The organism is Paraburkholderia sp. EG304 (assembly GCF_046543485.1).
Lineage (GTDB): Bacteria > Pseudomonadota > Gammaproteobacteria > Burkholderiales > Burkholderiaceae > Paraburkholderia > Paraburkholderia youngii.
The window spans coordinates 285,627-299,000 of record NZ_JBKGUA010000004.1 but is presented as its reverse complement, the minus strand read 5'-3'; the positions used below and the strand labels follow the sequence as shown (position 1 = coordinate 299,000).

At 66.2% G+C, this 13,374-nt stretch carries 13 protein-coding genes; 5 read left to right on the top strand and 8 right to left on the bottom strand.

Annotated features, from left to right (window positions below; genetic code table 11):
• Positions 1-93: 93 nt before the first annotated feature.
• The 8 genes from tpx to ACLFKU_RS07385 all read right to left on the bottom strand — a co-directional run bounded on the left by tpx (position 94) and on the right by ACLFKU_RS07385 (position 6,939).
• Positions 94-594, bottom strand: coding sequence for a thiol peroxidase (gene tpx / locus ACLFKU_RS07420; RefSeq protein WP_176380931.1), 501 nt, complete (start codon positions 592-594; stop codon positions 94-96).
• A 72-nt stretch (positions 595-666) separates the two neighbouring features.
• A complete protein-coding gene (locus tag ACLFKU_RS07415) occupies positions 667-2,064 on the bottom strand; it encodes a zinc-ribbon and DUF3426 domain-containing protein (RefSeq protein ID WP_410848637.1) in 1,398 nt (465 codons plus the stop codon).
• A gap of 47 nt (positions 2,065-2,111) precedes the next feature.
• Positions 2,112-3,014, bottom strand: coding sequence for a 50S ribosomal protein L11 methyltransferase (gene prmA / locus ACLFKU_RS07410; protein ID WP_410848636.1), 903 nt, complete (start codon positions 3,012-3,014; stop codon positions 2,112-2,114).
• 3 nt (positions 3,015-3,017) lie between these two features.
• Positions 3,018-4,382 (bottom strand): acetyl-CoA carboxylase biotin carboxylase subunit, encoded by a 1,365-nt coding sequence (gene accC / locus ACLFKU_RS07405; protein WP_013090569.1) that lies wholly within the window; start codon positions 4,380-4,382, stop codon positions 3,018-3,020.
• Positions 4,383-4,498: 116 nt separating this feature from the next.
• Positions 4,499-4,966, bottom strand: a complete 468-nt coding sequence (gene accB, locus ACLFKU_RS07400) for an acetyl-CoA carboxylase biotin carboxyl carrier protein (protein ID WP_176121879.1) — start codon at positions 4,964-4,966, stop codon at positions 4,499-4,501.
• A gap of 78 nt (positions 4,967-5,044) precedes the next feature.
• Complete coding sequence (gene aroQ / locus ACLFKU_RS07395) at positions 5,045-5,500, bottom strand: type II 3-dehydroquinate dehydratase (RefSeq protein WP_368587624.1); 456 nt, start codon at positions 5,498-5,500, stop codon at positions 5,045-5,047.
• 208 nt (positions 5,501-5,708) lie between these two features.
• Entirely contained in the window at positions 5,709-6,269 is a 561-nt protein-coding gene (locus ACLFKU_RS07390) for a TlpA family protein disulfide reductase (RefSeq protein ID WP_410848635.1), read from the bottom strand.
• A 19-nt stretch (positions 6,270-6,288) separates the two neighbouring features.
• Positions 6,289-6,939, bottom strand: a complete 651-nt coding sequence (locus ACLFKU_RS07385; protein WP_410848634.1) for a UDP-N-acetylmuramate--alanine ligase — start codon at positions 6,937-6,939, stop codon at positions 6,289-6,291.
• Positions 6,940-7,126: 187 nt separating this feature from the next.
• Here ACLFKU_RS07385 and mpl point away from each other — a divergent pair, with 187 nt between their 5' ends.
• The 5 genes from mpl to mtgA all read left to right on the top strand — a co-directional run bounded on the left by mpl (position 7,127) and on the right by mtgA (position 13,112).
• The gene (gene mpl / locus ACLFKU_RS07380; RefSeq protein WP_410848633.1) at positions 7,127-8,521 is read left to right on the top strand and encodes a UDP-N-acetylmuramate:L-alanyl-gamma-D-glutamyl-meso-diaminopimelate ligase; all 1,395 of its coding nucleotides are present in this window, start codon (positions 7,127-7,129) and stop codon (positions 8,519-8,521) included.
• Positions 8,518-9,132 (top strand): YqiA/YcfP family alpha/beta fold hydrolase, encoded by a 615-nt coding sequence (locus ACLFKU_RS07375; RefSeq protein ID WP_410848632.1) that lies wholly within the window; start codon positions 8,518-8,520, stop codon positions 9,130-9,132. Before mpl ends, ACLFKU_RS07375 begins: the two co-directional genes overlap by 4 nt.
• Positions 9,133-9,347: 215 nt before the next feature.
• A complete protein-coding gene (locus ACLFKU_RS07370; RefSeq protein ID WP_410848631.1) occupies positions 9,348-11,492 on the top strand; it encodes a ribonuclease catalytic domain-containing protein in 2,145 nt (714 codons plus the stop codon).
• On the top strand, positions 11,489-12,352 hold the full coding sequence (gene aroE / locus ACLFKU_RS07365; RefSeq protein ID WP_410848630.1) for a shikimate dehydrogenase: 864 nt from the start codon (positions 11,489-11,491) through the stop codon (positions 12,350-12,352). Before ACLFKU_RS07370 ends, aroE begins: the two co-directional genes overlap by 4 nt.
• Positions 12,353-12,377: 25 nt before the next feature.
• Positions 12,378-13,112 carry a monofunctional biosynthetic peptidoglycan transglycosylase gene (mtgA, locus tag ACLFKU_RS07360; RefSeq protein ID WP_410848629.1) on the top strand — a complete coding sequence of 245 codons (735 nt, stop codon included), beginning with the start codon at positions 12,378-12,380 and terminating at the stop codon, positions 13,110-13,112.
• Positions 13,113-13,374 lie beyond the last annotated feature (262 nt).

The window sequence follows — 13,374 nt, the reverse complement described above, 5'->3', positions numbered from 1 at the left end:
GTTCCTGTATGAAAACGGTGGGATAGGAAGACAGACGCGCCGCGCCGACGGCGCCACGCGAGGCGCGGCGCCGTCGTTCGCGAGCGAGAGGGCTTACTTCAGCGCGGCGAGCGCTGCGTCGTAGTTCGGTTCGTTCTTGATCTCGCCGACCAGCTCGGCGTGCAAGACCTTGTCGTTCTCGTCCAGCACGACGACCGCGCGCGCGGTCAGGCCGGTCAGCGGACCGCTCGTCACATCGACGCCGTACGCTTGCGCGAACTCGTGGCCGCGGAACGTCGACGCGGTCACCACGTTCTCGATGCCCTCGGTCGTGCAGAAGCGCGACGCCGCGAACGGCAGGTCGCCCGACACCACAATCACTGCCGTGTTGCTGAGCTTCGCGGCGGCTTCGTTGAACTTGCGCGTCGACGTTGCGCAGGTCGGCGTGTCGAGACTCGGGACGATGTTGAGCACCTTGCGCTTGCCGGCGAAGTCGGCGAGCGTCAGCGGCTTCAGGTCGCGGCCGACCAGCGAGAACGCGGCGGCCTGCTGGCCGACCGACGGGAAAGTGCCGCTTACTTCGATCGGGTTGCCACCCAGCGTGACTTGACTCATGTGTTGTGCTCCGAAAAGGGCGTCAGTGACGACAATGATGCGCCCGCTCGGGAGCGGGCGCGCGAGGGTGCGTTACGGATAAAAGATCTGCACGCGGAAATTGGAGGCGATCGCGGTGCCGGTGTCGAGGTGCACGATCATCGTCTGTGTCGCGTGCGCGGGCAGGCCGGCCGCGATCACGGTGCCCGGTGGCACGTAATCCTGCGGCCATAACACGCGCCGCACCGCGACGTTGTTCTGATCGTCGAGCAGCGTAAGTTCGATCGCCGGGTAGGCGAGCGCGATGTTCAGGCGGTTGTGCAGCGGCATCTTCAGTTCGAGCTTGTGCGGGCCGTCGATCTGCCGCAGATCGGAGGGCTCGACCAGCAAGCCTTCGATGTCGTGCGGCGGCGTCAGCTGACAGCCGAGATGCGCGCAGGCTTGCGCATACAGGATCTGCGAGCGCGGCACGTTGACCATGATGGTCTCGCGTTGCCACCACGCGAGTTGCGCGAGCAGCGCAATGACGAGCAGCGCGGCGAGCACCACGCCGGCGACGATCCAGCCGACGCGACCGGCGTCCACCGGGCGGGTTTCGCGCATAACCGGAAACGGATCGTCGCCAGCGCTGATCGGAGGATTGACCGAGAACGGCTCGCCGCTCGATGGGGCGGGCGCCGGGCCTCCCGGCGGGCGCGGGCCGCCGGGACCACCGGCGCCGGCAGCGCCTGCGGCGGCGCCGAAGCCGGCCGCACCTACGCCGGCCGCACCTACGCCGGCCGCGCCTACGCCGGCCGCGCCGAAGTGCGGTTCGTTGTCGCGCATGCCATGCAGGTTTGCCGGCTCACGCCGCGTGGGTTCGTCGAGCATGGACGGCTCGGGGCGTTCGACCTTGTGCCAGACGCGTGGCGCTTCGTTGTCGACTCGCGGTGGGGCAGCAGGCGCGGAGGGCGGGGCGACAGGCGGTTCATCGACCGCGTCGTCAGCGGGATAGGCGAACGGTTCGAGCGGCGCGTCGGCCAGCGTCGGCTCATCGTCCGGGGAGAGCGGCGCCGGGGAAGCGCCAGCGCGCAGTGCAGGTTCGGTCGCCTGACGCGGCGTGCCCGACGTGACGGTTGCGTGCTCGGTGCCGCCGAGCGACAGCGGCGCGAGCGGCACGCTGCTCGCGTGGTCGCGCAAACGGGAGTCGAGCGTGCTGCGGGAAATGCTGGTGGAGTCCTGTTCCGGAGCCGGCGCGCTCGGGGCCCATGCGTCGCTGCTGAAATCCGAGCCTGGTTGCCGCACTCCCGACAGCGCTTCGATCGCCGCCGCGGCGGCAACCGGTTTGGCGTTCGAAAAATCGCCGCCTTCGGAGACGTCGAACAGACTGCTCGATGCGTCGAAGACTTCCTGACAATGCCCGCACCGCACGAGGCCGCGGCGCTGTGCAAGCTGCGCCGGTTGCAGACGGAAAACAGTTTCGCAGAAGGGGCAACGCGTCGCCAGGTGCATATCGAGCCGTTGAGCCAGAGGCCGTTAGGTTGACAATATGCCTTATTCTAATTGCTTTCGCGGCGCGTTCCGGCGAGGCACACCCAACCTTCATGTTCGCGCCACACGCTGATGTCGATCCAGCGGGCGTAGACCTGCGCGACTTCGTCGGCCTGGCGCGCGAGAATCCCCGACAGTGCGATGCGGCCGCCCGGCTTCACCTTCGACGACAACATCGACGCCATCAGCTTCAGCGGATTCGACAGAATGTTCGCGACCACCACGTCGAATTCGCCGGCCGGGCAGGCATCGGGCAGGCCATAGGTGACGTCGGCGTGGTTGCGCTCGCTATTGTGACGCGCCGATTCGACCGCCTGCGGATCGATGTCGATGCCGATCACCGGATCGGCGCCGCACTTCTTCGCGAGAATCGCGAGGATGCCCGAGCCGCAGCCGTAGTCGAGCACGGACTGGCCGGGCTTGATCGACTGCTCGATCCACTCCATGCATAGGCGCGTGGTGGGGTGGCTGCCGGTGCCGAACGCGAGGCCCGGATCGAGTTCGAGCACGAGCGCGTCAGGGTCCGGCGCATCGTGCCACGACGGCACCACCCAGATGCGCTCGCCGATCTGAATCGGATCGAACTGCGACTGCGTGAGCCGCACCCAGTCCTGCTCCTCGACCTCGCGCACGGTATAGGACGGCGCGGCATCGAGTCCGATTTCGTTGGCCGCGGCGGTCAGCAGCACGGCCGGATCGTGCTCCGGCGCGAGCAGGGCGATCACGCGCGAATGCTGCCATGCCGTGCGATCCGGCGCGAGACCGGGCTCGCCGAACAGCGGCTGCTCGTCGGGCGTGTCGGCGTCGGCATCTTCAACCGACACGGACAGCGCGCCCAGCTCGAGCAGCGCGTCGGAGAACTCCTCCGCGTGCTCGCGCGCCAGTTCGGCGACCAGTTCCCGATAACTCATGACTTACGCTTCTTCCGCGACCTGCTGACGCGCGGCCAGCCGGTTTTCGAGGTAATGGATGCTGGTGCCGCCTTCGACGAACTTCGCGTCGAGCATCAGCTCGCGGTGCAGCGGGATGTTGGTCTGAATGCCTTCGACCACCATTTCCGACAACGCGATACGCATCCGACTGATCGCCTGTTCGCGCGTGGCGCCGTAAGCAATCAGCTTGCCGATCATCGAATCATAGTTCGGCGGCACGAAATAACCATTGTAGGCGTGCGAATCGACGCGGATGCCGGGGCCGCCCGGCATATGCCACGACGTCAGGCGTCCCGGCGACGGCGTGAACTTGAACGGATCTTCGGCGTTGATCCGGCATTCGATCGCATGGCCGCGGAACTGGATGTCGCGCTGACGGAACGCGAGCTTCTCGCCGGCCGCGATGCGGATCTGTTCCTGCACGATGTCGACACCGGTGATCAGTTCGGTCACCGGATGCTCGACCTGCACGCGCGTGTTCATTTCGATGAAGTAGAACTCGCCGTTTTCGTACAGGAACTCGAAGGTGCCCGCGCCGAGATAGCCCATCTTCTTGCACGCATCCGCGCAACGATCGCCGATCCGGTCGATCAGACGGCGCGCGATGCCCGGCGCCGGCGCTTCCTCGATCACTTTCTGGTGACGGCGTTGCATCGAGCAGTCGCGCTCGCCGAGCCACACGGCATTCTTGAACGAGTCGGCGAGCACCTGGATTTCGATGTGCCGCGGGTTCTCGAGGAATTTCTCCATGTAGACCTGCGGGTTGCCGAACGCGCGGCCGGCTTCCTCGCGGGTCATGTTGACCGCGTTGACGAGCGCCGCTTCCGTGTGCACCACGCGCATGCCGCGGCCGCCGCCGCCGCCGGCCGCCTTGATGATGACCGGATAGCCGATCTGGCGGGCGATCTTCACGATCTCCTTCGGATCGTCCGGCAGTGCGCCTTCCGAACCGGGCACGCAAGGCACGCCGGTCTTGATCATGGTCTGCTTGGCCGTGACCTTGTCGCCCATCATGCGGATCGTTTCCGGACGCGGGCCGATGAAGGTGAAGCCGGACTGCTCGACGCGCTCGGCGAAGTCGGCGTTCTCCGACAGGAAGCCGTAGCCGGGGTGGATCGCTTCGGCGTCGGTCACTTCGGCCGCGCTGATCAGCGCGGGCATGTTCAGATAGCTCAGATTCGACGGGGCCGGGCCGATGCAGACCGCCTCGTCGGCGAGCTTCACGTACTTGGCTTCCTTGTCGGCTTCCGAGTAGACGACGACCGTCTTGACGCCGAGCTCGCGGCAGGCGCGCTGGATACGAAGCGCGATCTCGCCGCGATTGGCAATGAGGATTTTTTCAAACATAGCGGGTTTTCGACTCATCAATGGGCGCCGGGTCGGTCACGACGCCGGCTGCCGCAGAGGATCGGTCGCGCGCCTCGGGACGAGCGGCGCGCGGGCGGCGAATGGTGCGTGCCGCGTTAGCCGACCACGAACAGCGGTTGGCCGTACTCGACCGCCTGGCCGTTTTCGACGAGGATTTCCTTGACCACGCCCGACTTGTCCGCCTCGATCTCGTTGAGCAGCTTCATCGCTTCGATAATGCAGATGGTCTGGCCTTCCTTGACCGTGTCGCCAACCTGCACGAACGGATCGGCACCCGGCGACGGCGCGCGGTAGAACGTGCCGACCATCGGCGAGGTGACGACGTGACCTTGCGGCGCGGCGGCGGCCGGCGTGGCCGGAGCGTTCGCGGCGGCCGGCGCTTCGACTGCTGCCGGCGCGGCTTGCGGGAATTGCGGTGCGGCGTACGAGGCGGACGGTTGGACGTAAACCGGCGGCGCATTCTTGACGATGCGGACCTTGCCTTCGCCCTCGGTCACTTCGAGTTCGGAAATACCGGACTCCGAGACCAGGTCGATCAGAGTTTTGAGTTTACGTAGATCCATCAGGGTGCCCCTTTCAATGCGTAGTGTGCCGGCGTATGCAAAGGTGCAGTAGCCGGCTCAAATTGGACGTGTTTGGATTCAGCCGCGCGACGAACCAGCGGCGAGCCGGTCGAGCGCGAATTCGAGCGCGTACAGATACCCCTTCCAGCCGAGGCCGCAAATCACGCCCTCTGCCTGGTCGGAGAAATACGAGTGATGCCTGAACGGTTCCCGGCGATGCACGTTCGACAGATGAACCTCGACGAACGGGATGCCGACCCCCGCTAGTGCGTCCCGAATGGCCACGCTCGTGTGCGTGTACGCGGCGGGATTGATCAGGATGAAATCGGTTTGCTCGGTGCGGGCCGCCTGAATGCGGTCGACCAGCGCGCCTTCGTGATTGCTCTGGAATGATGCGAATTCGACGCCCGCATCGGCTGCACGGTCCGCCAGCGCCTGATCGATCTGCGGCAGGGTCACGCGACCGTAGACCTCGGGTTCCCGGGTGCCGAGAAGGTTGAGGTTGGGTCCGTGCAGTACCAGCAGGCGCGTCATGGTCGCTTCTTTTTCCGTGGAATTGCGCGCACTTTAGCGCTGATTAGAGAAACTTGTCTAGTTTCGCGCGCGTACGCGGCGACGGCCGGGGCGGGCCGCCGCACAGCCGTGAGCCGAACTTCACTCAAAATCGGGGATTATCCGCGCATTTTCGCTCGTTCTGCACGCAAGCGGGCGCCAACAAGCGCAGGGTCAGAAATCGGGAAATTTATAGCGTGTCGAGCGTCCGACGCAGGGCCGCGGGGTCGATCTGGCCCAATTTTGTCGAGCGGATGTTGCCTTTTGCGTCGATCACGACGGTAAACGGCAAGCCGCCCGCATTGTTGCCGAACGCGCGCGCGAGGTCGGCGCCGCCGAAACCGGTCACGTAGATCGGGTACGCGACCTTGACCTTCTGCAGGAAGGTCTGGATGTTTTTTTCCGAGTCGACGCCGAGACCGACGAACTGGATGCCTTTCTTCGCGTATTCGCGCTGGATCTGCGACAGCTCAGGCATTTCCTCGACGCACGGGCCACACCACGACGCCCAGAAGTTGACGACGATAGGGTGGCCCTTGAGCATGCTCAGCGACTGCGGCTTGCCGTCGACATTCGTGACCGGCGCACTCCACAGCTGCTGGACGGGACTCGCGGGGGTATCAGGCTGTGACCCACCCTGCGCCGCGTACGCGACGTCGGCGCCGCGATTGAGCCAGTGATTGGCCAGCACACCGCCGCCCGCGGCGAGCAGCGCAACGGCCACGCCCGCCAGCATACGTCTTGTGTTCATCGTGCTCCGCTCTGTCTGATCAATTGGTGAAGGATGGCACCTGGTCGCCGTCGAGCAGCGCCTGTACCGCCTGCAGGTTCGCCCGCGCCGTGCGGCCGCGTGCGTCGGCGCGCACCGCGCCGCGCAGGTCGTCGGTTTCGTACAGCGCTACATGGATGCCGACCGGCTCGGCGTTGCGGTCGTCCGCGGGACGCCACAGAAAGCTCAGCGTCTCCACATAGCCACGTCCCGCGAAATGGCGCGTTTCCGACACGTCGTACTGGATGTTCGCATTGAGCATGTAGATCGCGACTTCCTTCGGGTTGTCGCAAAAGACCTGCAGATGCACGTCCGAATGCTCGCCGGCCGTGCCGCCGAGTACCGCGCCCGTCAGATACGGATTGAACGGCGTGAGCCGCTCCATCCAGTCGACCGCGATCACACGCAGCCGCCGCAAGAGCGCCGGCTGGCTGTCGCCCTGGAACAGCGATTGATATTCGCGGATTTCGTCTTCGATCTGGTCGTTGTCCGGCAGCCATTCGCCGGCAATACGGGTTTCGCCGACGACCTGCCGGGCCGCCTTGCGCTTCGCGCTGGCGTAGTCCAGACCGTCTTCGGCAATCATGCGCGCAGCCGCGATCGCGATTTCCTCGCGCACGCGTTGCGGATCGAAATGTGATTTGCGGACCATCCCTGCATCATACTAGATCGGGCCTGGCGACGCGGCTAGGCGGCCCGGACGGGGCGGCGCCGGGCGTGGCCCGCAGGGGCGGCGAGCGCCGTGTCGGTTACAATAGGCGTCCTTTGCAGACGGTCGTTCCGGCCGTCCTGCGGCCTCCCATCCCTCGCAAAAAACGCCCCCACGGCACGACAGGCTTATGCATATCCACATCCTCGGCATCTGCGGCACCTTCATGGGCGGACTCGCGGTGCTCGCGCGCAATGCGGGCCACACGGTGACCGGCTGCGACGCCGGCGTCTATCCGCCGATGAGCACGCAGCTCGAGGCGCAAGGCATCCGTCTGATCGAGGGTTACGACGCGGAACAGCTGAACGGCCTGAACGCGGATCTGTTCGTGATCGGCAACGTGGTCACGCGCGGCAATCCGCTGATGGAAGCGATTCTGGATCGCGGCCTGCCGTACGTGTCCGGTCCGCAGTGGCTCGGCGAGCACGTGCTGAACGGCAAATGGGTGCTGGCCGTGGCCGGCACGCACGGCAAGACCACCACGAGCTCGATGCTGACCTGGCTGCTCGAAGACGCGGGCCTGAATCCGGGCTTTCTGATCGGCGGCGTGCCGCTGAACTTCGGCGTGTCGGCGCGGCTCACCGATTCGAGCTTCTTCGTGATCGAAGCCGACGAATACGACACCGCATTCTTCGATAAACGCTCGAAGTTCGTCCATTACCGCCCGAAAACGGCGGTGCTGAACAATCTCGAATTCGATCACGCCGACATCTTCCCTGATCTCGCCGCGATCGAAACGCAGTTCCACCATTTGATCCGTACAGTGCCGCGCCTTGGCCGCGTCGTCACGAACGGCCGCGAGGACGCGCTCGAGCGCGTGCTGACGCGCGGCTGCTGGAGCGAGGTCGAGCGCTTCGGGGTGCAGGGTGGCTGGGAGATCCAGCCGGCGGAGCAGGGCGTGCCCGTCGACGAACGCTTTGCCGTCTATCACAGCGGCGAGCGCGTCGGCGTGGTCGACTGGCAGGTGCAGGGCGAACATAACCGCATGAACGCGCTCGCCGCGATCGCCGCCGCGCGCCACGTCGGCGTGCCGCCCGCGCAGGCCGCGAAATCGCTGTCGAGCTTCCGCAACGTGAAGCGCCGCATGGAAGTGCGCGGCAGCGTCGACGGCGTGACCGTATATGACGACTTCGCGCATCACCCCACCGCGATCGAGACGACGGTGGCCGGGCTGCGTGCGCGGGTCGGCCGCGACAACACGCGAATTCTCGCGGTGCTCGAACCGCGCTCGAACACGATGAAGCTCGGCGTGATGAAAGCGCAACTGCCGGCAAGCCTCGCGGACGCCGACCTCGTGTTCGGCTACGGCGCGCCGAGCGGGCGAGACGCGCTCGGCTGGAACCTCGGCGAAGCGCTCGCGCCGCTCGACGGCAAGGCGCAGGCCTTCGACAACCTCGACGCGCTCGTGAAGGCGGTAGTCCACGCCGCGCGTCCCGGCGACCAGATTCTGGTGATGAGCAATGGCGGCTTCGGCGGCGTACATCAGAAGCTGCTCGACGGTCTTTCGACGCGAGGCGCGTCGTGATTCTCTACCTGCACGGTTTCCGTTCGTCGCCGAATTCGTTCAAGGCGCGTCTGCTCGCGACGCGTCTGGCAGAACTCGGCCGCGCCGACGAGTGGTGTTGCCCGATGCTGCCGGTGTCGCCGTTCGAAACCGTGGCGCTTGCCGAATCGCGGGTCGCCGCCGCACGTGCGAACGGCGATGCACGGCAGGTGACGGTGATCGGCAGTTCGCTCGGCGGCTACTTCGCCACCCATCTGGCCGAGAAGCACGGCTGGCCGGCCGTGCTGCTGAACCCGGCGGTCGTGCCGCAGCGCGACCTGAGCGCGTATCTCGGCGAGCAGCCGTTGTGGCATGGCGGCGGCAGCATCGTCGTCGAGCCGCATCATCTGGATGAATTGCGCGCGCTCGGCGTGGCGTCGATCACGCGGCCCGAACGCTATTATTTGATGGCAGCCACCGGCGACGAAGTGCTCGACTATCGCGAAATGCTCGCGCACTATCCGGGCGCGCGCACCACGCTGATCGAAGGCAGCGACCACGCGATCAGCGAGTTCGCGCAGTATCTCGACGACGTGCTGGCCTTCTGCGACGGCGAACACGTCGAGCCGCCGGCGCCACGCGCGGCGGCCTGACGGCGCGCAAGGGCGGCGGCACCGATCCCCGCAAGGACATCGGCCGGAAAGACACACCGACCGCCACCGCTGGTCGCAAGATTCAACCCGCTGGCACGCGCAGTGCGCGCCGCGGATTCACTATCACGAACAGGTTGCCGTGCCGCTCATGCAGTGATCGATCGCCACAGGGCGTCGGGCGCGCCGGCAGATGCAAGTCAGAACGAGAGTATTGAGTGAACGTTTTCTTCGAGGAATCGGGCAGTTTCAAGGCCGGCAGCGTGCTGTCGCGTCAGGGTGACGCGTTTCAGGTCGAGTTGCCGGGCGGCCGGCGCGCGAAGGTGCGCGCGAAAGACGTGCTGATCGAGTTCGAAAAGCCCACCGCGGCCGAACTGATGCAGCAGGCCGACACGTTGGCGCAGGAGATCGATCTGGACTTCCTGTGGGAATGCGCGCCGGACGATGAATTCCCGTTCGCGACGCTGGGCGCCGAGTACTTCGGCGCGAGCTTCGGCGCGATCGAGCGCGCGGCGCTGGTGCTGCGCATGCACGGCTCGCCGGTGTACTTCCGCCGCAAGGGCCGCGGCATGTACCAGCGCGCGCCGCAAGAGCAGCTGAAGATGGCGCTCGCGGGCCTCGAGCGCAAGCGCCAGCAGGCGCTCGTGCAGGCGCAGTACGAGGAAGAACTGAAGGCAGGCCGTCTGCCGGAAGCGTTCGCGGGCGGCAAGGGCCTCGCGCTCCTGACTAAGCCCGACAAGAACACGATCGAGTACAAGGCGCTCGAGGGCGCCGCGGCCGCGCGCGGCATCTCGCAGGCGCGGCTGATGCTCGAATGCGGCGCGATAGCGTCGCCGCGCGCGCTGCACGAAGCGAAATTCCTGTCCGAGTACTTTCCGCACGGCACCGGCTTCCCGACCGTTGCGGCCGCGAACGTGCCCGACGATCTGCCGCAGGCCGACGTCGAAGCGTTCTCGATCGACGACATCACCACGACCGAAATCGACGATGCATTCTCGGTCGAGCATCTGGCCGACGGCCGCGTGCGGATCGGCGTGCACATCGCCGCGCCGGCGCTCGGCATTCAGCGCGGCGACGACGTTGATGCGATCGCGCGTGCGCGTTTGTCGACGGTCTACATGCCCGGCGACAAGATCACGATGCTGCCCGACAGCGTCGTCGACACCTTCACGCTCGCCGAGGGCGGGTATCGGCCGGCGCTGTCGCTGTATGTGATCGTCAATCGCGAGACGCAGGAGATCGTCGCGAGCGAAACGCGCGCCGAGCGCGTGTTCGTGAAGAACAACCTGCGTCACAACACGCTCGACGAAGTCGTCACCGAGCAGGCGCTCGCCGAGGGCACCGGCGAGTATCCGCACAAGGACGATATCGCCGTGCTGTGGCCGTTCGCGCAAGCACTGTTCGAAAAGCGCCAGACCGCGCGCGCCGGCTACGGCCTGCGCCGTGAAGTGCAGCGCAATACCGACTTCAATTTCTACGTCGACGGCGAGCACATCACGATCACGCCGCGCCGGCGCGGCTCGCCGCTCGACACGATCGTCGCCGAGCTGGCGATTCTCGCGAACTCGTCGTGGGGCGCGTTCCTGCATGATCACGGCGTGCCGGGCATCTATCGCACACAGCGCGCGTTCGGCGCGCCAAGCGGCCCGAAGCGCACGCGCATGCAGACCAACGCGGCGCCGCACGAAGGGCTCGGGGTCTCGCAATACGCGTGGAGCACGTCGCCGCTGCGCCGCTACGTCGACCTCGTGAACCAGTGGCAGCTGATCGCGTGCGTGCAGCATGGCGTGACCGCGAAGCTCGCCGCGCCGTTCAAGCCGAAGGACGCCGATCTGTTCGCGGTCGTGCAGGGCTTCGACGACACCTACACCGCGTACGCCGACTACCAGCGCCGCATGGAGTACTTCTGGTGTCTGCGCTGGCTCACGCAGGAAAACCGCAAGCAGGTGGTCGCGTCGGTCGTGAAGGGCGATCTCGTGCGTCTCGAGGAAATTCCGCTGCTGCTGCACGTGCCGGGTCTCGGCGTGCATGCGCGCGGCACGCGTTTGCAGCTGGAAGTGATGTCGATCGATGAACTGACGATCGAAGCGTCGGTGCGTCTGTTGCACGTGCTCGATGCGCCGACCGTGACGAGCGGCGCCGAAGCCGAAGAAGGCGAGGACGAGGGCGACGAAGAGTTGCTCGACGCAGCGGACGACAGCGCCGAAAGCGAAGCGGAGGCGCAAGCCGAAGCCGACGGCGGCAATCCGAACGACAACCCCGGCGCCGACGAATCCGCGGCAAGCGGCAACGGCAACGGCAACGGCAACGCCGCATCGAACACCGCCGACAACGACCAACACATCACGGAGCCGGGACGATGAGCGGCAACCCAACGCGCGACCGCTACGCGGTCATCGGCAATCCGGTCGGACATAGCAAGTCGCCGTTCATCCACGGCCGCTTCGCCGCGCAAACCGGCGAGCCGGTCGAGTACGGCGCTCTGCTCGCGCCGGTCGACGCGTTCGTGCCGCACGTGCGCGCGTTCATCGAAGCGGGCGGGCGCGGCCTGAACGTGACGGTGCCGTTCAAGCTCGACGCGCATGCGTTCGCGAACACGCTGTCGCCTCGCGCCGCGGCGGCCGGCGCGGTAAACACGCTGAGGGTCGACGCCGGCGGCATCTACGGCGACAACACGGATGGCTTCGGCCTCGTGCGCGACATCGAGGTGAATCTCGGTGTGTCGCTGAAAGGCGCGCGCATCCTGCTGCTCGGCGCGGGCGGGGCCGCGCGCGGTGTGGTGCTGCCGATGCTCGACCGCACGCCGCATACGCTGACGATCGTCAACCGCACGGCACAGAAGGCCGAGGCGCTGGTCGACCAGTTCGCTCAGGCTGCCGGCGACGCGCACTGCCGTCTGAGCGGCGGCAGCGCCCGCGCGATCGAAGCGGGGCAGTACGACGTGATCGTCAACGCGACCGCGGGCAGCCTCGATGCGTCGCTGCCGGAGTGCGACGACCGCGCGTTCGGCAACGGCACGCTCGCTTACGACATGATGTACAGCGCGCATCCGACCGTCTTCATGCAGCACGCGGCGAAGCTCGGCGCGCGCGGCGCCGATGGCCTCGGCATGCTGGTCGAGCAGGCCGCCGAATCGTTCTATGTGTGGCGCGGTGTGCGCCCCGACGGCGCGCCGGTGCTCGCCGAGTTGCGCGCGCTGCTGACGGCGCCGTCGCCCGCATAACGTCAGCGCGCGGATAGCACGCACCATGACAGCGACGCGGCGCGCCAACGGTTCGCGCGGCCAGGCCGGCCCGCTGCGCTGGCTCGCCTGGCTGATCGCGGTCGTGGTCATCGCCTGGCTCGCGACGCAGGCGTACTACTTCGCGCAGATCGCGATCTGGAACGTCGTCAATCCGCGCTCGACCGCGTTCATGCGCTCGGACGCGTGGCGTCTGTCGCAGGACCGGCCGGATCTGTCGGTGCAGCGCACGTGGGTGCCGTACGAGCAGATTTCGCGCAACCTGAAGCGCGCGATCATCGCGTCCGAAGACGCGAACTTCGTCAACAACAAAGGCTACGAAACCGACGCGATGCTGCAGGCATGGGAGCGCAACAAGGCGCAAGGCCGGATCGTGCGCGGCGGCTCGACGATCTCGCAGCAGCTTGCGCGCAACCTGTTCCTGTCGCGCGAGAAAAGCTATATCCGCAAGGGCCAGGAGCTGATCATCACGTGGATGCTCGAAACGCAGATGGACAAGCAGCGCATCTTCGAGATCTATCTGAACTCGGTCGAATGGGGCAACGGCGTGTACGGCGCGGAGGCGGCCGCGCAGTACTACTTCAAGACGTCGGCGAGCAAGCTCACGGCCGCGCAGTCGGCGCGGCTCGCGGTGATGCTGCCGCGCCCCAAGTATTTCGATGAACACAGGAATTCGGCGTATCTCACGCAACGCGCGCGAGTCATCGCGCGGCGGATGGGCGCGGCAGAATTGCCGGATTGACAAGCGCTGTCGATCCCCTGGTTTTCAGTTCCGAGCCCGCCTCGCGCGGGCTTTTTTGCGCCATATCGCGGAGGCGCGGCGTTCCGCTAAACAGTTGATCGCCAACTAAAATCTCACTATCTGGACTCAACATTCACATATTGGTGATTCTCAAAAGTCGCCCTACAATCCAAGCCAACATGCATCGCAAGTAGGCGCTCCAGCGCGCTGAAACAGCGAACCGCGACACAAAAAACCGGAGACGAGGCCAACATGTCTGGCA